We start from the raw sequence: 18,831 nt of genomic DNA on the forward strand, positions 1-18,831 counted from the left end.
GCGGGCGCGGGACAATCGGCGGCATGGCGCACCTCAAAGAGCAATTGCGGGCGGACCTGTCCGCGGCGATGAAGCAACGCGACACCGCCACCACCGGCGTGCTCCGGATGGCGTTGAGCGCGGTGGGCAACGAAGAGGTCTCCGGCAAGCAGGCCCGGGAACTCAGCGACGAAGAAGTGCAGCGGGTGCTGAGCAAGGAGGCCAAGAAGCGCGACGAGTCGGCGACCGCTTTCGACGAGGCCGGGCGTGCGGAGCAGGCGGCCTCGGAGCGCGCCGAGGCCGAGGTCCTCCGCCGCTACCTGCCGCGAGCGATGTCGGAGGAGGAGCTCGAGCAGCTCGTGCAGCAGACGGTGGACGAAGTCGCCGCGGAGCTGGGTGAAGCGCCCGGGATGAAGCAGATGGGGCAGGTCATGAAGGCCGTCAACGCCAAGGTCGCCGGGCGCGCCGAGGGCGCGCAGGTGGCCGCGCTGGTCAAGAGCCGGCTCGGCGGTTGATCAGCGGGTGATCGACTAACTCCTGCTGCCCCCGGCGGGTGAGGGGATGTAGCCGGTGCTGACCCGGAGCTCGACGGTCTCGCCCTGAGGTACGGCCCCGTAGCGGGACTGCGAGACCACCGTGCCCTGGGGGCGTTCGCTGTGCGCCGCCGTGCGCTCCACCTCGTAGCCGGCGTCGCTGAGCGTCTGCTCCGCCTGGTCACCGGGCATGCCCATGACGTACGGCGCGTGCTGCTCCTCGCCGCCGCTGGAGTACCGGGAGCTCACGTCCGGCAGCGGCTGGGGCGGCAGGTCCTCGTGCAGCGGTTTCATCGCCCCGAACCAGGTGCGCGCCGGCACCTTGCCGCCGTAGATGTTGCCGTCACCGCACAACGACGGCGGTGTCGTGTCGCAGATCCCCCGCGGCGAGTCGCCGTCGCTGAAGGTGAGCACCGACGCGGACAGGTGCGCCGTCGCCCCGAGGAACCCGGCTGACCGGTGTTCCTCGGTGGTTCCCGTCTTGGCCGCCAGCGGGCGGTCCCAGCCCGCGCTCTGCGCGGCCTGGTGCGCCGTGCCGCCGGGCTTGTCGTCCTGGCTCATCCCCACGGCCAACGCGTCGGCCAGGTCGCTGGGAACCGCCTGGTCGCAGGGTTCTTCCGTGAACGGGACCGGGTCGCCGTTGCGGTCGGTGATCTCGGCCACCGGCGTCGGCGGGCACCACGTGCCGCCGCTGAAGATCGTCGCACCCACATTGCTGATCTCCAGCGGGTTCGTCGGTGTGTAGCCGAGGGTGAACGCGCCGATTTCGTTCTGCTTGACCTCCTGGGCCTGGGAGGTGCCGTTCGTCCCGTTCGGCGAGATCTTCTGCCCGGCGGTGCTGTGCTGGTTCAGCGTCTGCCGCATGCCCAGGCGGCTGGCCATGTTCACCGTCTCGTCCAGTCCCACGCGCTCCTGCAGCGCGACGAACGCGGTGTTCGGGGAGGTGGCCAGGGCCTGCTGGACGCTGCGCGGGCCGGGGTTGGTTCCTTCGGCGTTGCCGACCGTGTAGGGCGCCGTGCCGTTCTTGTACACCTGCGATGTGTACGACCCGGGCGCGGGGATCCGCGTGTTGATGCCCAGGCCGTGTTCCAGCGCGGCCGCCGCGGTGAACACCTTGTACACCGACCCGGCGCCGAACATGGCCATGCTGCTGGGCAGCGAGTAGGCGCTCTGGCCCTCGTCGGCGTCGAAACCGTAGTCGCGGTTGGCCACGAGCGCGCGCACGGGATGCTTGTCCTCGCCGGGCTCGACCACGCTCATCACGTTGGCGATGCCCTCGGTGTCCTGGGGCACCTGCTGCTCGGCGGCCCGCTTCGCCTCGGCGCTGATGTCCTTGTCCAACGTGGTGCGGATGGTGTAGCCGCCCTGCTTCAGCTGCTCCTCGGTGAAACCGCGGCGCTGCAGGTAGTCCATGACGTACTGGCAGAAGAAGCCGTGCTCCGGGCCGGCGCCCACGCAACCGTTCGGGAGGTTCTGCACCGGGCTGACCACCCCCAGCGGCGCCTGCCGCGCCTGGTCGGCGGCCGCAGCGGTGATGCGCCCCTGCTGCTCCATCGCGTCGATGACCATGTTGCGCCGGTGCTCGGCTTCCTGCGGGTTCGTCTCCGGGTTGAGCGCGCTGGGCATGTTGACCATGCCCGCCAGCAGCGCCGACTGCGCGATGGTCAGCTCCCCGGGGGTGGTGCCGAAGTAGGTCCGCGCGGCCGAGTTGACGCCGTAGATCTGATTGCCGAACGGGACGACGTTGAGGTAACGCGCGAGGATCTCCTCCTTGCCCATGCGCTGTTCGAGCTGCAGGGCGATGCGGATCTCGCGGATCTTGCGCGCCGGTGTCTGCTCCACCGCCTCGGCCTGCTTGACCGGATCGTCCCCGGCGATGACGTGCATGAGGTAGTTCTTCACGAACTGCTGCGTCAGCGTGGACCCGCCTTGGCTGACTTCACCGGAGGCCTGGTTGGTGATGGCGGCTCGCACGGTGCCGGGCCAGTCGACGCCTTCGTGCTCGAAGAAGCGGCGGTCCTCGATGGAGATGATCGCCGCCTTCATCGCGTCCGAGATCTGGTCGGGTGCCGCGGGGGTGCGGTCCTGGTCGTAGAAGTAGGAGATCGGCTCGCCGTCCCGGTCGGTGACGGTCGTCACCAGCGGGGACTTCTGGGTGAGGATGTCGCGGGTGATGCTGTTCACCGCGTCGCTGGCGCGGTTCGAGACCACACCGAGCGATCCCACTGCTGGGAACAGCATGCCGGCGACGAGGACACCGGCCAGCACGCAGAGGCCGAAGAGCTTGAACAACCCGTGTCGAGCGCGCACCGGCCCAGAGTAAGTTCGCGCCCGGCACGTCACAGCGCGTCGTGCGGAGCTGCCGCTCGATGTGATGAGTGCTCGGTGTGAGGATCCTCAAGGCAACCGATTCGCATTCGCATGTTGGTTGCAGGAACCAACACCTCCTACAGTGCGTCCACGTCCAGCGACAGCACAGTTGCGTTCCCGCCGACCAGCGGTCGTGCGGGCGCTGCTTCCGGTGCCGGGGGGGCTCCGGACGAGAACGTCGCCGACGATGCCAGTGAGGAGCTGGGGGAAGCTTGATGTCCGAGCAGGGGGATTGGCGTGTCCGCGCCGCTTGTCGGGACGAGAATCCCGATCAGCTGTTCGTGCGAGGGGCCGAGCAGCGAAAAGCGCGCCGGGTCTGCTTCGGTTGCCCGGTGCGCACCGAGTGCCTGAGCGAAGCGCTCGACAACCGCATCGAATTCGGGGTGTGGGGCGGAATGACCGAGCGGGAACGCCGCGCGTTGTTACGGCGACGTCCCGATGTGCGGAATTGGCGGGAATTGCTGGAGGCCGCGCGGCAGGATCACGCCGAACCGGATGAGTTCGCCGCGCGGTACTCGCAAGCCGGCTGACGCGGCAAGCTGACACGGGCGGGGCGGACGCGGCAAGCTGACACGGACGCGGGCGGACATCTCCGCCGGTCATCCGCCGGCGAGCCGCCGTCCGATCTCCCGCAGCCCCGTCAGGTCGTGCACGTCCGCGGGCAGTCCGGGCACGCCGATCAGCGGTACTCGGGGGTGCGCGCGGGTGAACCGTCCGAGCAGGCGCTTCTCCCGCTCCGCGACCGCCACCCGGTCGGCGTGCACCCGCAGCACCGCGGTGGCCAGCGGCGCCGAAGCGCTGCGCTCGAGCTCCTCGGCGGCGGCGCGGGCGCGCGTGTCCGAAAGCTCCGCGTACACGGGGTGCGTGCGGTTGGCGATCATGCCCACCAGCGGCATCCGTTCGCTGTGCAGCCGCTCCACGAAGTAGGAGGCTTCGCGCAGCGCGTCCGCCTCCGGCGTGGCGACCACGAGGAACGCCGTGCCGGCCGAGCGCAGCAGCCGGTAGGTGTGCTCGGCGCGTTCCCGGAAACCGCCGAAGGTCGAGTCGAAGGCCTGCACGAACGCCGCGGCGTCGGTGAGCATCTGGCTGCCGACGATGGTGGAGATCGCCTTGGTGAACATGCCGAAGCTCGTGCCGACGAGTTTCCGCAGTCCCTTGCCGCTCGCGCGCGCGGGGCTGGACAGCATGCGGATCACCCGGCCGTCCAGCGCCGCCGACAGGCGCTGCGGGGCGTCGAGGAAATCCAGGGCCGAACGGCTCGGCGGTGTGTCCACGACGATCAGGTCCCACTGCTCGGACGCCGCGAGCTGGCCCAGCTTCTCCATGGCCATGTACTCCTGCGTGCCCGAGAACGACGTGGAAATCGTTTGGTAGAAGGGGTTGTTCAGGATCTGCTCGGCGCGCTCGTGCCCGGCGTGCGCCAGCACCATGTCGTCGAACGTGCGGCGCATGTCGAGCATCATCGCCGAGAGCTCACCGTGCTGCTGCGGGAGCGCCACTTCCTTCGGGTGGTTCTCGAGCTCCCGGATGCCGAGCGCCTGCGCCAGCCGGTGCGCCGGGTCGATGGTGAGCACGACGGTGCGCCGGCCGCGTTCGGCGGCGCGCAGCGCCACGGAGGCAGCGGAGGTCGTCTTGCCTACGCCGCCGGAGCCGCAGCAGACGACGATCCGCGTGCCGGGGTCGTCGACGAGCCCGTCGATGTCGAGCCGGGGCGGGCGCAGCGGTGCGTCGTTCAACGCGCCTCCCTCGCGGTCGCGGGTTTCCCGCGGGTCACCGGGCGCTCCGCACACCGCGGTCGGTCAGGTCCTGCGCCAGTTCGTACACGGCGGTCACGTCGATGCCCTCGGTGACGTGGGGCAGGGTGACGGTGGGCAGGTTCGCCGCGTCGAGCTGCTCGCGGGCCTGCCGCTCGACGCGGGTGCGCACGGCGTGCTCGCTCGTCTCCTGCACGAGCCCGGCCAGCGTTTCCTCGTCCACGTCCAACCCGGCGGTCTGCAGGCCCGCGCGCACCCGCGCGGCGTCCAGCCGTCCGTCCGCGGCGGGGTCGACCGAGCGGCTCGGCAGCCGGTCCGGGCGCACCCGGTTGAGCACCACACCGCCGGGGCGGATCTCGGCGGCGTTGAGTTCGGCGACGGTCTCCAGCGTTTCCCGCACCGGCAGTTCCTCGAGCAGCGTCACCAGGTGCACGACCGTGTCCTGCGAGTGCACCAGGCGCACCACGCCGTCGCTGTGCTCGCGCACCGGGCCGACCTTCGCGAGGTCGGCCATGGCGCGGGTGACGTCGAGGAACTTCACCACGCGTCCGGTCGGCGGGGCGTCGAGCACGACCGCGTCGTAGAGGTGGCGCCCGCGGTCGTCGGTGCGCCCGACGCATTCCTTGATCTTGCCGGTGAACAGCACGTCCCGGATGCCGGGCGCCAGGGTGGTGGCGAAGTCGATCGCGCCCATCCTGCGCAGCGTCCGCCCGGCGAAGCCGAGGTTGTAGAACATCGACAGGTATTCGAGCAGCGCTGGTTCGGCGTCGATGGCGAGCGCGCGCACCTCGCCGCCTCCCGGTGCGGCGGCGATCCACTCCTCGGAGTACGGCAGCGGCGCGGTGTCGAAGAGCTGGGCGATGCCCTGGCGCCCTTCGACCTCGATCAGCAGCACGCGCCGGCCGCCGGTGGCCAGGGCCAGCGCCAGTGCGGCGGACACGGTGGTCTTGCCCGTGCCGCCCTTGCCGCTGACGACGTGCAGCCGAGCCCGGTTGAGCTCCCGGTCCCATTCGGTCACACGGCCAGCTTAGGAGACCGGCGGGCGGCCGAGCCCCGGCCGGTGGTGCGGCGCACCCGGGTGTTCACCGACCGCGCCTGCCCCTCCCGCGCGCGGACGGCACTACTAGGGTGTGCCGTATGCAGAAGTGGGAGTACGCGACGGTTCCGCTGTTGAGCCACGCGACCAAGCAGATCCTGGACCAGTGGGGTGAGGACGGCTGGGAGCTCGTAGCCGTGCTGCCCGGCCCGACCGGCGAGCAGATGGTGGCCTACATGAAGCGGCCGAAGGAAGGCTGAGCATGGGGCGGTGGACTGATCGATTCGCCGAGCTGGGGCTGCGGCTGCCGGAGGTGGCCGCGCCCGTCGCGGCGTACCAGCCCGCGGTGCGCACCGGCTCCTACGTGTACACGGCCGGCCAGTTGCCGCTGGTCGAGGGCAAGCTCGCGGCCACGGGCAAGGTCGGCGCCGAGGTTGATGCGGAGACCGCCGCCGAGTGCGCCCGCACCTGCGTGCTCAACGCGTTGGCCGCGGTCGACTCGGTGGCGGGCCTGGACGCGGTGACCCGGGTGGTGAAGGTGGTGGGCTTCGTCGCTTCGGCCGAGGGCTTCGGCGGCCAGCCGGCGGTGCTCAACGGTGCTTCCGAACTGCTCGGGGAGATCTTCGGCGACGCGGGTCAGCACGCCCGCTCCGCCGTGGGCGTGGCGGAGCTGCCGTTGGGCGCGCCCGTCGAGGTGGAGTTGATCGCCAAGGTCGCCTGAGGTAGGTCGCCTCCGCGCGCCCGCGGCGTTGCCGTGTCGTGTTGCAGCGGGCCGTGCAGCGGGGTCGTGTCGTGTTGCAGCGGGTCCGTCCGGTTTGGGCGGGCCCGCTTTCGCGTGTCGCCGGACTTTTTTGCTCCCGCACCGGTGTGCGGGGTGACCAACCAGTAGGCTGCAATCACCACCTGTTCGGAGCGCCTGTCCGATGTGGTCCGAACGGGTGATATGGCGAGCAACCGTTCAGCCGACTGTATCCGCAGTGTTCATCATTCGGGGTTGATGAGGACGGAGCGGTACGAGCAGGCTTCGCCTGGAGGAGTGGAGCGGGTGCCCGCGCCGAGGGAGTCGAGCCTGGGGAGGGGCGACGTGGCGGTGCGCGAAACGGAAGTGCGGTGTCACGAACTGCTGTTGCGGCTGGCCGACCGGTTGCCCGACCGGTACCTGTGGCGCTACCGGGACTGGCTCGCCGGCGGGGCTGCCGACGTGCTGGCCCGCGTGCTGCCGGCGACGCTCGTGCGCGACCGCACCAGCCTGCCCGACGACGAACAGCGCCTGCTCGCCGAAGCCCTGCTGCCGCTGGGGGCCGACCCCGCGCTGGTCAACGCGATCCTGCCGGCCGCGGTCGCCACCGAGCCGGACGTGCACTTCAGCGCCCGACCACCGCGCGAGACCGCGGGCGCGGGCCACGCCGACGTCCTCGTCCTCGCCGCGACGCTGCGCGGCCGCGCCGGCGTGCGCGACGTGCGCACCAGCTGGCGGCGCGGTCCGGAACCGAAGCGCGTCGTGCTGATCACCGCGACCGCGGACCACATCGCGCTCACCGACGAGGTGCAGCGCGTGCTGCGCGCGCTCGGGGACAGCGCGCCCCGCGTGGAAGTGCTGCCCGCCGAGACCGCCGCCGGGGCCTACCACCGGGCCGCGCTGGCCGCGTCGGAACTCGTCTGCACCGGACCGGAAGCGGCTCGCGCCCCGCACGAGCACGGCGAGCGGACCGCTGGATCCATCGTGGACGCGCGCGGCTGACCACGGCCGCACCCGTCGTCCGCGGAACACGTCGAAGGAGGGCATGCGTGCTGGATGTGGCCGAAACAGCCGGCCCCGGGGAGCGGTTGCACACGCTCCTGCTGGCGATGACCGGGCGGGTCGACGACGACGCCGTCAACAGCACTCGAGAACTGCTCGGAATGGCGCAGGCCGACACCGCCGCGCACTTCCTCACCGGATGCCTGCTGGCCGGGCGGGTGCGCCTCAGCGCCACCGAGCAGCACCAGCTGCGGCGCACGTTGTCCGAGCTGCACCTGGACGCCGACCTCGCGGAGCGGCTGTCCGTGGTGGAGCAGCCCGAACCGGCCGCGCACCGGTTCGACGCGGACACCGCCGAGCCCGAACGGGCCGTCACCGACGCCCTCGCCCCCGTGGCGCACCGGCTGGCCGGTCTGCGCGGGTTGTGGACGACCTGGCGCACCACCCCGGCCGGGGACAACGCCGGGGCGGTGCCCCGCCGCGTGCTGCTCGCCGAAGTCGGCGCCGACGGCTCGCTGGCCGCTCTCGGCTACCAGCTGCTCGAAGCGCTGCGGCAGGCCGGCGTCGACTGCTCGGTGGACGTGTTCGCCAGCGGGGCCGAACTGCCCGAGTACCACCGCGAAGCGCTCGCCGCCGCGCACCGGGTGCACCTGGAAGTCCCGGTGCGGAGCCGCGCTCCGGCCGCCGGCCCCGAGAGCGGTGCTGAAAGCGGCCCCGAGAACAGCCCCGAGGGTGGCACTGAGGCGGTCACCATGTCCGCTGCCGCGGCGGGACCGACCCCGCGGGAGCGGATGCCGGGTTCGACCTCCCGCGAGTCGGATACGGAGAGTGCTCCACAGCGCGTTGAGGTAGCTTCCGAACCCCAGCACGCCGCCCCGGACGTGAGCGCGGCCGCCGGAGGCTCCGTGCCGGAGCCCGTGTTCCCGCGGATCTCCCCGGAGGAGTTCCCCACTGCCGATGCCGATCCGCAGCCCCCGCGGACCGAGCGCGGCGATCCCGGGGCCGCAGCGCTCGCCGCCGACGCCGTTGCCGGGAGTGCTGCCGTTGCCGAAACATCCGCTGCCGCCGAAAGCGCTGCGGTGGCCGCGGACCCCGTTGCCGCCGAAAGCGCTGCCCCCCAGGAAGCTGTCCCGGAGGAAGCTGTCCCGGAGCGAGCTGCCCCGGAGGAACCCGCTGCCGGCGAGGCCTCCGCGCCCGCTGCGGCGGAGACGTCCGCGGAGACCCTGGCGGAGATTCCGGCGGAGGCCCCTGCAGAAGCTTCTGCAGGGGCCTCCGCCGAAGCTGTTGCGCAGCGGGAATCGGTGCAAGCAGCGGAAGCCGAGGAGGACGCCTCCGTCGGTGTTCCCGCTGCCGTCGACGCCAAGCTGACCGATCGGGAACGCAACCTCCTGCGCAAGCTGCACGAGGAACTCGCCCAGCGGGAGCAGGACCGCACCGGCGAGGACGGCGGGGACCCCGTCGCGGCCGGCGGGGCCCAGCCCGGCCGCGCCGCCGAGGGGTGGTCGCAGGGAGCGGCAGGCGGCACGGGCGGTTTTCCGCCGATCAACCCGCGCTGAGCGCCGGCCGCTCCCCGGCCGCTCCCCAGCAGCTCCCCGGGCAGCGCTGACCGTTCGGGTTCCTTGCGGGTTCGGCGGCGCATAGGGTGGCGCGCATGCACCTGCCCCGCGACATGTCGCTGCCCGAAGGTTTCACGCCGGATCCACCTCCGGACGTGCCCGTGACCCCGAAGGACGCGGCCACCGTGGTCCTGCTGCGCGACGGCGCGGCCGGGCTGGAGGTGTTCCTGCAGCGACGAGTGACGGCCATGGCCTTCGCCGCCGGCATGACGGTCTTCCCGGGCGGCGGTGTCGACGCGCGCGATACCGAGGCGAGCGCGCGCTGGGCCGGCCCGCCGCCCGAGTGGTGGGCGCAGCAGTTCTCCTGCACGCCCGCGACCGCTCGCGCGCTCGTGTGCGCGGCTGTGCGCGAGACTTTCGAGGAGTCCGGTGTGCTGCTCGCCGGGCCCGATGCGAACACCGCGGTCGGCGACACCGCGCGCTTCGCCGAAGCCCGCTCGGCCCTGGTGTCCCGCGAGCTCTCGCTGGACGAGTTCTTGGCGAACGAGGAGCTGGTGCTGCGCGCCGACCTGCTCCGCCCCTGGTCGAACTGGGTGACACCGAAGCAGGAACCGCGGCGCTACGACACGCGGTTCTTCCTCGCCGCCATCCCCGAGGGGCAGCGCGCCGACGCGGTCACCTCGGAGGCCGCGGACGCCTACTGGCGCGCTCCGGCGGCGGCGCTCGACGATGCCGAGCAGGGGCGCAGCGCCCTGATGCCGCCGACCTGGGCGACGTTGGTGCAGGTCGCCCGGAGCTCCAGCGTGGCCGAGGCCCTGTCCGATCGTTCCACCAGCACGCGCGAAAGCCTCGCCAAGATCGTTCCGCGCATGGAGCTCCGCGACGGGCGGTGGCACGTGGTGCTGGCCGGCGCGGAGGACGGCTCGGCGGAGTCCTGCACGAGGAGGTACGGCATGTCCCACCCGGCCTACGGCCAGCTGCGCACCGTCACCTCCTACGCCTCGGTGCTGCTGGCGAACAACCCCTCGTCGATGACGCTGGACGGCACGAACACGTGGCTCGTGCGCAGCCCCGGGGCGCAGGGGTGCGTGGTCATCGATCCCGGGCCCGGTGACCCCGAGCACCTGGAACGGATCCGCGCGCACGGGCCCGTCGAGCTCATCCTGCTCACCCACCACCACCCGGACCACACCGAGGGCGTCGCGGAACTGGCAGCCCGCACGGGCGCGCCGGTGCGGGCGCTGGACGCGGACCTGTGCCGTTCCGCCGCACCGCTGCGGGACGGGGAGGTGGTCGATGCGGCCGGGATGTCGTTGCGGGTGCTCGCCACGCCCGGGCACACCGCGGATTCGCTGTGCCTGCACGTCGCGGGCGCGGAGCCGGCGGTGTTCACCGGGGACAGCGTGCTCGGCCGGGGCACGACGGTCGTCGCGGCGCCTGACGGGCACCTCGGTTCGTACCTGTCCTCGCTGCGCGAGCTCGCGGAGTTCGCGGAGGGCACGTGGGCCCTGCCGGGGCACGGGCCGGAGCTGCCGGACGTGGCCGAAGCGGCGGCGGGCTACCTGCGCCACCGCGAGCAGCGCCTCGAGCAGGTGCGCGCCGCGGTGGCTGAGCATTCCGCGGCGCCGACTGCGCGGCAGGTCGTGGAGGTCGTCTACGCCGATGTCGATCCCGCTGTGTGGCCCGCCGCGGAGCAGACGGTGCGGGCCCAGCTGAAGTACTTGGCCGAGCAGGGGGAGTTGGTCACGGACCGGTGACTGCGCGGCGGCCCGGCCCGGGGCCGGTTCGGGCCGCCGCGCGGCTGCGCCGGGGTTCTCGCGGGGTCGCTGTGACGATGGTGCCGACTGTGCTGCCCCGGTGCCGGCGCGACTGCGGATGACCAGTGGTGCGCTGCGCGGAAGCGTGTGCTGAATCACCCCGGTGTTGGTGACTCCGGGGCTGGCGCTGCAGCCGGGTTCGTGGCGCATACTGGATCGCACCGGCAGTGCGGCACCCCGGCGGGCGCCCCGAATTTACTTCACTAATTCGGGTGAAAGATGCAACCAGAAGGCCTATTACCACGTCCTGTCAGGTGAGAGGTCTTGAAGCGGGGTGCGGACGTGCCTCATCGTCGGAAAGTACACGGCGGAACGTGAAGGACTTCCGGGACCGGTTACCGACCGGTTGCCGTGACAACAGCCCTCCGGTGCAACGGATTCGGGGCCACGCATCGGAGGATCGGGGGAGCGTGGTTGGTCGTCGGGGGACGAACCACGCGACAGTGAAGGGGCTGCGATGCCGCGTCGGGGGTGGCGTCACAGCCCCTTCACTCTGTCCAGCTCCTGCTGCGCTGCTCCTGCTGCGCCGCTCTTGCTGCGCCGCCTGGTCCCGCGCTAGGCAGTTGCGCACTACGGCCTGTTTCATCAGCGGTGCAGTCACTGTTTTCTGCCGTCATCCGAACAACGACAGTGCCTGCGGGTTCTCAGCTTTTTCCTGGCGAGGACGGTCCGATCGCAAGCTGGCGACAGCACGCTTCGGCCGCGGAATTTTGCACGCGACAAAAGTAAGCGCACAAATGATTTGGCGCGACGCGCGCGCCGACTGGTGAAGCCAGGTCGCTTCCTGGCTCCACCAGTCGGCGCGCGTCGTCCTGCCTACCGCGATCCGCTCAGCGGGCGCGGCGCGCCAGTCGCTCCGGATCGAGGATGAGCACGCTCTTGCCCTCCAGCCGGAGCCAGCCCCGGTGCGCGAAGTCCGCCAGCGCCTTGTTGACGGTCTCCCGGGAAGCGCCGACGTACTGGGCGATCTCTTCCTGGGTCAGGTCGTGCGTCACCCGGAGCAGGCCCGCTTCCTGGCTGCCGAACCGCTGGGCCAGCTGCAGCAGCGCCTTGGCGACACGACCGGGCACGTCGGTGAAGATCAGGTCGGCGAGCATGCCGTTGGTGCGGCGCAGGCGGCGTGCAACCACCCGCAGCAGCTGCTCCGCGATCTCCGGCCGCGTGGCGATCCACTGCCGCAGCGCGGCGCGGTCCATGCTGAGCGCGCGCACCTCGGTGACCGTCGTCGCGGTCGAGGTCCGCGGCCCGGGGTCGAAGATCGACAGTTCGCCGAACATGTCCGATGGGCCCATGATCGCCAGCAGGTTCTCCCTGCCGTCCGGCGACTTGCGCCCGAGTTTGACCTTGCCGGACTGAATGATGTAGAGCCGGTCTCCCGGCTCGCCCTCGGCGAAGATCACGTGTCCGCGCTGGAACTCAACCGGTTCCAGCGACTGTGCTAGGGCCTCCGCCGCGGCCGGCTCCACTCCTTGGAAGATGCCGGCCCGGGCCAGGGTCTCGTCCACCTCGTCCCTCCTGCTGAGACGCGGCGGCTGGTCTGTTCGTGCCGGACCCGCGTTTGCGCGTCTGGCGGTACGCCGCCGTTACTACCAGTAATTCTAAGACTGGTCCGGGGAACGGCGTGTACGCAGCCTGCCGGCGCGTCCCACTCTGCGAAGTCTGAACAGCTCCAACGCGCGTCCAATGCCCTGCCGGAACAGCGCCCGCACCTCGTCCGGGCGGGCGTTCTCCAGCAGTTCTTCCACCTCGTTCTCCTGCACGGCCACGTGCCGCAGGCGGGCCTCCACGCGCTCCATGAACAGCGTGAAGAACATGATCACGAGCGGCACGAGGATCACGAACCAGGCAGTCATAACGGTGAAATCCTCGCTCATCCCTTCGCGGTCGTTGCAACCGGGGTCGATATGCGCTGCGTACCGGTGGTCACGTGGCGCCGTGCCCGGGACCGTACCCTGGAGGAGTGGTCGACCAAGCTGGAAGCGGAGCCGACGAGGCGGGCAGCGCCGGCACGCCCGCCCGGCGCCGCAGCGGCGCCGGACGTTCGCGCAAGCGGCGCGCGGAAACCCACCTCGGACTCGTGCGCCGGGCCCGGCGCATCCTGCGCGCGCTCGCCGAGGCGTACCCGGACGCGCACTGCGAGCTGAACTTCGAGACACCGCTGCAACTCACCGTGGCCACCCTCCTCTCCGCGCAGTGCACGGACAAACGTGTGAACGCGGTCACACCCGCGCTGTTCGCACGCTACCCGACGGCCGCCGATTACGCCGGGGCGGACCGCACCGAGCTGGAGGAGATGATCCGCTCCACCGGTTTCTACCGGAACAAGGCGAGCTCGTTGCAGCGCCTCGGCGCCGAACTCGTCGACAAGCACGACGGCGAAGTCCCCGACTCGCTCGACGAGCTCGTCAAGCTGCCCGGCATCGGGCGCAAGACCGCCAACGTGATCCTCGGCAACGCCTTCGACGTGCCCGGCATCACCGTCGACACCCACTTCGGCCGCCTCGTGCGGCGCTGGGGCCTCACCACCGAGGAGGATCCGGACAAGGTCGAGCAGGCCGTCGGCGAGCTGATCCCGCGCAAGGACTGGACCATGCTCTCGCACCGCGTGATCTTCCACGGCCGGCGCGTGTGCCACTCCCGCAAACCCGCGTGCGGTGCCTGCCTGCTCGCCAAGGACTGCCCCTCCTACGGCGCCGGTCCGACCGATCCGGTCACCGCGGCGAAGCTCGTGCGCGGGCCCGAAGCGCCGCACCTGCTGTCGCTGGCCGGGGTGCGCGAGGAGGTCCCGGAGGGCACCGTCGAGCAGGCCGCGTCGAAGGAGCCGACCGCGTGAGCCGATGGGTGAGCCGGTGGGCGAACCGGTGGCGGGAGTACGGCACGGAGATCCGCTGGACCGTCGTCGTGCTCGTGCTGGCCGTGGTGGGCGTGATCGCCCTGTGGCCCCGGGGAGGACCGGGAGGTGGGCAGGAGGCCGCGCCGGACGCGGAAGCCCCGGCGCAGGACCGGCCCCCCGCCTCCGCCCCGGCGGATCCCGCGCAGCGCGCCGCCGCCGACCTGCAGCCCTGCCCGCGGCAGGGCCCCGACCAGCCGCCCGGGCCCGACCAGCTCTCCGGTGCCGGCGGCACCTGCATGGCCGACGGCAACCCGGTGGATCTCGCCGAAGCCGTCGGGGACGGACCCACGGTGATCAACGTGTGGGCCACCTGGTGCCCGCCCTGCCGGGAGGAGCTGCCGGTGCTCGCCGACTACGCCCGCGCGCAGGAGGAGGTCGACGTGCTCGGGGTGCAGGTGCGCAGCGAGGAGTCCGGCGGGGTCGAGATGCTGCGCAAGCTCGGCGTGCACTTCCCCAACGTGCACGATCCGCGCGGTGAGCTCCGCTCCGCGCTGTCCGTGCCGAACGTGCTGCCGGCCAGCTACCTGGTCACCGAGGACGGCGCGGTGCACCGCCTCGACGTGACCGTGTTCCACTCGGTCGAGGAGGTGCGCGCGGCCGTGCAGGAGGCCGGCCGGGGCTCCTGAGCGCTCGCCGCCCGGCGTGCGCACGTCCTGCACGGGGAGGTTTCCACGTCGGCGCTGGACTCTCCGGACGCGGCGGAGTAGGCACACTTCGGGTGGTGGCCCGCAGTCGCCGGGGCCGCCCGCTGTCGAACCCGCGAAGGGGGTCGGATTGAACGACGCGAACTGGCGGCCCGGTCCGTTGTGCCCGCTGGAAGACGCCCCGAACTGGCTGCACCGGCTGATGACCGACAGCGCGGAACTCGAAGCCACCGCCTTCGGCTGGCCGCGGGCACGCCCGCCCGCCCACGCGCGCCCCGCCGCCGTGCTGCTGCTGTTCGGCGCGGGCACCCGCGGACCGGACGTCGTGCTGCTGCGACGCGCCGACGAGCTGAACTCGCACCCCGGGCAGGTCGCCTTCCCCGGCGGGGGCATCGACCCCGCCGACCGCGGTCCCGTCGACGCGGCGTTGCGCGAGGCGACGGAGGAAGTGGGGCTGCGCCCCGCGGGCGTGCGCCCCGTGGCGCTGCTGCCGGAACTGCACGTGCCGCACAGCGGTTTCCGCGTGACCCCGGTGGTGGCCTACTGGGCGGAGCCCTCCGAAGTGCGTCCGGTCGATCCGGCGGAGACCGCGGCGGTGGCGCGGGTGTCCATCGCCCGGCTCGCCGATCCGGCCTACCGGCTGCGAGTGCTGCGCGCGGGCGCTCCGGCCGGGCCGGCGTTCCTCGTCCCCGGGATGCTGGTGTGGGGCTTCACCGCGGGTGTGCTGGCAGGAGCGCTGGAGTTGGCGGGGTGGGCCCGCCCGTGGGACAGCGGGCAGGCGTGGGAACTGGCGGAGGCGTACCGCCAGGCCGAACGCGCAGCAGCCGCCGACCACGCGGACGGCTGAGGCATCACACGCACGGGACAATAGGCTGGTGGTCGGTGAGGCCGGGACTGCTCCGGTGCCGCGCCGAAGGAGTCCGCATGCGCACGGATCGGGGTGAGCCTTGAACTGGGTCGACCTGCTCGTGGTGCTGCTCGCGCTGCTCGCTGCTGCCTCCGGCGCGCGCAACGGGCTGGTCACCGCCCTGTTCTCGCTGCTCGGTGTGTTCATCGGCGCGATCGTGGGCCTCAAGCTCGCACCGCTGCTGCTGGAACGGCTGGACAACCCGCTGGCGCGGATCGCCTTCGGCGTCGGCATCGTCGTCCTGCTGGTGGCCCTCGGCGAGACCTGCGGCATGTGGGCCGGGCGCGAACTGCGGGACCGGATCACCGCGACCGGTCTGACCGGGGTGGACAACGTGCTGGGCGCGATCGTGCAGGGCGTGGCCGTGTTCGTGGTGGCCTGGCTCGTCGCCCTGCCGTTCACCTCGGCCTCCGCCGCGCCCGGGCTCGCGGCGGCGCTGAACCGGTCGAACGTGCTCAGCGCGGTCGACGAGGTGATGCCGCCGCAGGCGAAGCAGATCCCGGCCGAGCTGCGCCGCATCATCGGCTTCGACCAGTTCCCGCAGGCCCTGGAACCGTTCTCGGAAACCCCGGTCACCCGCACGAACCCGCCGAACGGGCAGCTCGCGCAGAGCCCCGTGGTGCGCGAGGCGCAGCAGAGCGTGGTCAAGGTGCGCGGGCGGGCCTACTCGTGCGGGCGGTCGTTGGAAGGCACCGGGTTCGTCATCTCCGAGCACCGCGTGATGACGAACGCGCACGTGGTGGCCGGCACCGATCAGGTGGCCATCGAGATGGGCAGCGGCGAGTTCCAGGCCGAGGTGGTGATGTTCGATCCGCGGACGGACCTGGCCGTGCTGTCCGTGCCCGATCTGGACGCCGAGGCCATGCCGTTCGAGCAGCAGCCCGCCCAGCCGGGCGAGGACGTGATCGCACTGGGGTATCCGCTGGACGGGCCGTATCACGCCTCGCCGGGGCGGGTGCGCGAGCGCGTGGACCTCAACGGGCCCGACATCTACGGCGAGAGCACCGTCGAACGCGACGTGTACACCGTGCGTGGTGACGTGCGCAGCGGAAATTCCGGTGGCCCGCTCATCGATCCGGAGGGCGACGTGGTCGGGGTGGTCTTCGGTGCCGCCGTCGACGACCCGGCGACCGGGTTCGCGCTCACCGCGCAGGAAGTCGCCGACGAGGTCGAGTCCGCACCTTCCCTGTCGGAGCCGGTGCCGACCGGGCAGTGCGCCGCCCAGTGACCGGTCTGCTGAACGCAGGGGAGATCGAGTACCGCATGGTCGGAACCCGTCGCCGGGTCAAGGCCGCGTCGTTGATGGACTACATGCGCCGCGACGACCACGCCGGGGAGCCGCTGCTCATGCGACACACCCGTCTCCACCACCAGCGGTCTTGCATCCACCCACTGCGTCCGAGCGCGAATGCACGCATCCCTGTTCAGGTGGTGCGGCTGGGAGCTGGCGCGCCGAAGCGCGGCGGGTCACGCTGAGCTCTGCGAGCTCTCCGCCGCCTCCGCGGACTGCCGCTGGGTGAGCTGCTTGGTGTCGCGCAGCGTGGCCATCGTCCGCTTCGGCGCGCGGATCTTGCGCACGCGCAGGAAGCCGAGCAGCGCGAACAGGCCGGCCACGAGGAGCATCAGCAGGAACACGATCCCGAACGCGGCCCACCGCCACAGGCCGAGCTGGGCAAGTCCTTCCGCGAGCGCGAAGAACAGGAAGAACGTGCTGAACACGAGAACGGCCAGGGCGATGATGAAGAAGACGCTGCCTTTGACGCCCTTCTTGACCTCGCTGGTGATCTCGGACTTGGCCAGCTCCACCTCGGAGCGCACCAAGGTGGACAGGTGGGTCGTCACGTCGCGGACGAGCGCTCCGATCGACTGCTCGGAGCCCGCTGTCTCCTCGGACAGCGGCAGGGACGGGACCGCGGACTGCTCCGTGCTGCCGTCCTTGTCGGTGCTGTGTTGGCCGTTGCTCTGCCGGGCGCTGTTCACGGCGCCCATCCTGCCACGCGTGATCTCCGCACGAACGTCGGACTCGCCGATGTGTCGGACCCTCCGGCCCGGCGACGCTCCGATCCGGTGCCGAGCCCGATGACGCCGAACCCGATGACGCCGAGCCCGGGGACGCCGGGACTCGGGGACGCCGGGATTCGGGGGCGCCGCGACTCGGGGGAGCCGCGACTCAGTGACGCCGCGACTCAGTGACGCCGCGACTCGGGGGGAGCCGCGGCCCGGTGGTGAAGGCGACACCCTCGGACGGCTCCCGCCGGACAGCCGCCAGCAGGGCCGCTGGAAAGCCCCACCGAGCGGCGCCCGGGGCAGCTCCGGGGCGGTCTCCCCAGAGGTCAGTCCGCCCCGCCCCCGCCGTCCGCGGTCGCCTCGGCGTGCCGTCCGCGCGCGAGCTTGCCGCGCAGCGAGAGCGTCACCCCGGCCAGCACCGTGGCGAGGGCCGAGGCGATGAGCACCGCGGCCTTGGCCCGCTCGGCCGCTCCCCCGGTCAGCGACAGCTCGGCGATCAGCAGGCTCACGGTGAAGCCGATGCCGGCGAGCATGGCCAGCCCCAGCATGTCCGGCCAGCCGACCCCGCGCGGTTTGTGCGCCAAGCCGACCTTGATCGCCAGCCAGGACACGCCTGCCACGCCGACCAGCTTGCCGACCACGAGCCCGACGATGACGCCGATGGAGACCGGGTCGTGCGCGATCGCCTGCAGCGCCTCGCCGTCGACGGGTACGCCCGCGGCGAAGAACGCGAAGATCGGCACCACGAGGCCCGCCGACCAGGGGGAGAGCCGGTGTTCCAGGCGCTCCTCCGGCGAGCTCGTCTCGTGCTCGTACCGCTTGACCCGGGTGAGCAGGCCGAGGACGACGCCGGCGATCGTGGCGTGCACACCGGTCGTGTGCACCGCGACCCACAGGGCGATGCCCAGCGGGACGTACAGCCACGAGGTGGTGACGCGCTTGCGCTGCAGGTACCAGTAGGCCACGGCGAGCAGCACGGCAGCGCCCAGCGCGATCAGGTTCAGCCCGTCGGTGAACAGCACGACGATCATCGCGATCGCCCCGAGGTCGTCGACCACGGCGAGGCTGAGCAGGAACACGCGTCCGGCCACCGGCATCCACGAACCGAACAGCGACAGCACGCCGACGGCGAAGGCGATGTCGGTGGCCATCGGGATGGCCCAGGCGCTGCCGGCGTGCGGCTCGGTGTGACCGATACCGTAGGCGAGGACCGCCGGCAGGACCATCCCGCCGAGCGCGGCGATGATCGGCAGCGTGGCGCTCTTCCAGTGGGCCAGTTCGCCGGTGACGAGTTCGCGTTTGAGCTCGAGGCCGACGGTGAAGAAGAAGATGGCCAGCAGGCCGTCCTTGGCCCATTCCGCCAGGGTCAGGTCCAGGTGCAGGGCGTGCGGTCCGATCCGGAGTTCCCGCAGCCAGGTGAAGGCCTCGGACAGGGGCGAATTCGCCAGCACCAGCGCCAGGGCTGCGGCGAGGATGAGCATCAGCCCGCCGACGACGTCCTTGCGGAAGAAGTTCCCGATCGCGGTACCCCGCTCGGTTTCGCCCTCCTCGCCTCCGGTCTGGCTCTGAGCGGCACTGGACACGCGAGTTCCCC

18 protein-coding genes are annotated in these 18,831 nt (G+C 71.7%); 11 read left to right on the plus strand and 7 right to left on the minus strand.

Features of this window, described 5'->3' with window-relative positions; genetic code table 11:
- The first annotated feature begins 23 nt into the window (after nt 1-23).
- Nucleotides 24-494, plus strand: a complete 471-nt coding sequence (locus ACVGV2_RS01385) for a GatB/YqeY domain-containing protein (RefSeq protein ID WP_459164232.1) — start codon at nt 24-26, stop codon at nt 492-494.
- A 15-nt stretch (nt 495-509) separates the two neighbouring features.
- Here ACVGV2_RS01385 and ACVGV2_RS01390 read toward each other — a convergent pair whose 3' ends face one another.
- Entirely contained in the window at nt 510-2,822 is a 2,313-nt protein-coding gene (locus tag ACVGV2_RS01390) for a transglycosylase domain-containing protein (protein WP_459164233.1), read from the minus strand.
- 275 nt (nt 2,823-3,097) lie between these two features.
- Here ACVGV2_RS01390 and ACVGV2_RS01395 point away from each other — a divergent pair, with 275 nt between their 5' ends.
- Nucleotides 3,098-3,412 carry a WhiB family transcriptional regulator gene (locus ACVGV2_RS01395; RefSeq protein ID WP_459164234.1) on the plus strand — a complete coding sequence of 105 codons (315 nt, stop codon included), beginning with the start codon at nt 3,098-3,100 and terminating at the stop codon, nt 3,410-3,412.
- Nucleotides 3,413-3,481: 69 nt separating this feature from the next.
- On the opposite strand, the gene ACVGV2_RS01400 is transcribed toward ACVGV2_RS01395, so the two are convergent.
- Both ACVGV2_RS01400 and ACVGV2_RS01405 read right to left on the minus strand, forming a co-directional pair.
- Nucleotides 3,482-4,618: an ArsA family ATPase gene (locus ACVGV2_RS01400; protein ID WP_459164235.1), complete on the minus strand. Its 1,137-nt coding sequence runs from the start codon at nt 4,616-4,618 to the stop codon at nt 3,482-3,484.
- 34 nt (nt 4,619-4,652) lie between these two features.
- Entirely contained in the window at nt 4,653-5,654 is a 1,002-nt protein-coding gene (locus tag ACVGV2_RS01405; protein ID WP_459164236.1) for an ArsA-related P-loop ATPase, read from the minus strand.
- A gap of 119 nt (nt 5,655-5,773) precedes the next feature.
- On the opposite strand from ACVGV2_RS01405, the gene ACVGV2_RS01410 reads away from it, so the two are divergent.
- From ACVGV2_RS01410 to ACVGV2_RS01430, 5 genes are all read left to right on the plus strand, one after another.
- Nucleotides 5,774-5,932 carry a DUF4177 domain-containing protein gene (locus tag ACVGV2_RS01410; RefSeq protein ID WP_152528303.1) on the plus strand — a complete coding sequence of 53 codons (159 nt, stop codon included), beginning with the start codon at nt 5,774-5,776 and terminating at the stop codon, nt 5,930-5,932.
- Nucleotides 5,933-5,934: 2 nt separating this feature from the next.
- Nucleotides 5,935-6,393 carry a RidA family protein gene (locus tag ACVGV2_RS01415; RefSeq protein WP_459164237.1) on the plus strand — a complete coding sequence of 153 codons (459 nt, stop codon included), beginning with the start codon at nt 5,935-5,937 and terminating at the stop codon, nt 6,391-6,393.
- Between the two features lie 324 nt (nt 6,394-6,717).
- The gene (locus ACVGV2_RS01420) at nt 6,718-7,413 is read left to right on the plus strand and encodes a hypothetical protein (protein WP_459164238.1); all 696 of its coding nucleotides are present in this window, start codon (nt 6,718-6,720) and stop codon (nt 7,411-7,413) included.
- A gap of 47 nt (nt 7,414-7,460) precedes the next feature.
- Entirely contained in the window at nt 7,461-8,969 is a 1,509-nt protein-coding gene (locus ACVGV2_RS01425; RefSeq protein ID WP_459164239.1) for a hypothetical protein, read from the plus strand.
- A gap of 953 nt (nt 8,970-9,922) precedes the next feature.
- On the plus strand, nt 9,923-10,726 hold the full coding sequence (locus ACVGV2_RS01430) for an MBL fold metallo-hydrolase (protein WP_459165825.1): 804 nt from the start codon (nt 9,923-9,925) through the stop codon (nt 10,724-10,726).
- 890 nt (nt 10,727-11,616) lie between these two features.
- On the opposite strand, the gene ACVGV2_RS01435 is transcribed toward ACVGV2_RS01430, so the two are convergent.
- A complete protein-coding gene (locus ACVGV2_RS01435) occupies nt 11,617-12,291 on the minus strand; it encodes a Crp/Fnr family transcriptional regulator (RefSeq protein WP_459164240.1) in 675 nt (224 codons plus the stop codon).
- 93 nt (nt 12,292-12,384) lie between these two features.
- Complete coding sequence (locus ACVGV2_RS01440) at nt 12,385-12,639, minus strand: hypothetical protein (protein WP_459157989.1); 255 nt, start codon at nt 12,637-12,639, stop codon at nt 12,385-12,387.
- Nucleotides 12,640-12,746: 107 nt separating this feature from the next.
- On the opposite strand from ACVGV2_RS01440, the gene nth reads away from it, so the two are divergent.
- The 4 genes from nth (at nt 12,747) to ACVGV2_RS01460 (ending at nt 16,458) form a co-directional block, all read left to right on the plus strand.
- Nucleotides 12,747-13,619, plus strand: a complete 873-nt coding sequence (gene nth, locus ACVGV2_RS01445; protein WP_459164241.1) for an endonuclease III — start codon at nt 12,747-12,749, stop codon at nt 13,617-13,619.
- Entirely contained in the window at nt 13,616-14,305 is a 690-nt protein-coding gene (locus tag ACVGV2_RS01450) for a TlpA family protein disulfide reductase (protein WP_459164242.1), read from the plus strand. Before nth ends, ACVGV2_RS01450 begins: the two co-directional genes overlap by 4 nt.
- A 220-nt stretch (nt 14,306-14,525) precedes the next feature.
- Complete coding sequence (locus ACVGV2_RS01455) at nt 14,526-15,170, plus strand: NUDIX hydrolase (protein WP_459165826.1); 645 nt, start codon at nt 14,526-14,528, stop codon at nt 15,168-15,170.
- Nucleotides 15,171-15,270: 100 nt separating this feature from the next.
- A complete protein-coding gene (locus ACVGV2_RS01460; protein WP_459164243.1) occupies nt 15,271-16,458 on the plus strand; it encodes a MarP family serine protease in 1,188 nt (395 codons plus the stop codon).
- 239 nt (nt 16,459-16,697) lie between these two features.
- On the opposite strand, the gene ACVGV2_RS01465 is transcribed toward ACVGV2_RS01460, so the two are convergent.
- Together ACVGV2_RS01465 and nhaA are read right to left on the minus strand one after the other, a co-directional pair.
- Nucleotides 16,698-17,219, minus strand: coding sequence for a phage holin family protein (locus ACVGV2_RS01465; protein WP_459164244.1), 522 nt, complete (start codon nt 17,217-17,219; stop codon nt 16,698-16,700).
- Between the two features lie 344 nt (nt 17,220-17,563).
- On the minus strand, nt 17,564-18,820 hold the full coding sequence (gene nhaA, locus ACVGV2_RS01470; protein ID WP_459164245.1) for a Na+/H+ antiporter NhaA: 1,257 nt from the start codon (nt 18,818-18,820) through the stop codon (nt 17,564-17,566).
- Between the last annotated feature and the right edge of the window lie 11 nt (nt 18,821-18,831).

Source organism: Bounagaea algeriensis, from assembly GCF_054491375.1.

Excerpts from the sequence above, each read along its gene's own strand:
- ACVGV2_RS01385 (WP_459164232.1), top strand. The coding sequence starts at position 24 with ATGGCGCACCTCAAAGAGCAATTGCGGGCGGACCTGTCCGCGGCGATG.
- ACVGV2_RS01395 (WP_459164234.1), top strand. The coding sequence starts at position 3,098 with ATGTCCGAGCAGGGGGATTGGCGTGTCCGCGCCGCTTGTCGGGACGAG.
- ACVGV2_RS01410 (WP_152528303.1), top strand. The coding sequence starts at position 5,774 with ATGCAGAAGTGGGAGTACGCGACGGTTCCGCTGTTGAGCCACGCGACC.
- ACVGV2_RS01415 (WP_459164237.1), top strand. The coding sequence starts at position 5,935 with ATGGGGCGGTGGACTGATCGATTCGCCGAGCTGGGGCTGCGGCTGCCG.
- ACVGV2_RS01430 (WP_459165825.1), top strand. The coding sequence starts at position 9,923 with ATGTCCCACCCGGCCTACGGCCAGCTGCGCACCGTCACCTCCTACGCC.
- ACVGV2_RS01440 (WP_459157989.1), bottom strand. The coding sequence starts at position 12,639 with ATGACTGCCTGGTTCGTGATCCTCGTGCCGCTCGTGATCATGTTCTTC.
- ACVGV2_RS01455 (WP_459165826.1), top strand. The coding sequence starts at position 14,526 with ATGACCGACAGCGCGGAACTCGAAGCCACCGCCTTCGGCTGGCCGCGG.
- ACVGV2_RS01465 (WP_459164244.1), bottom strand. The coding sequence starts at position 17,219 with ATGGGCGCCGTGAACAGCGCCCGGCAGAGCAACGGCCAACACAGCACC.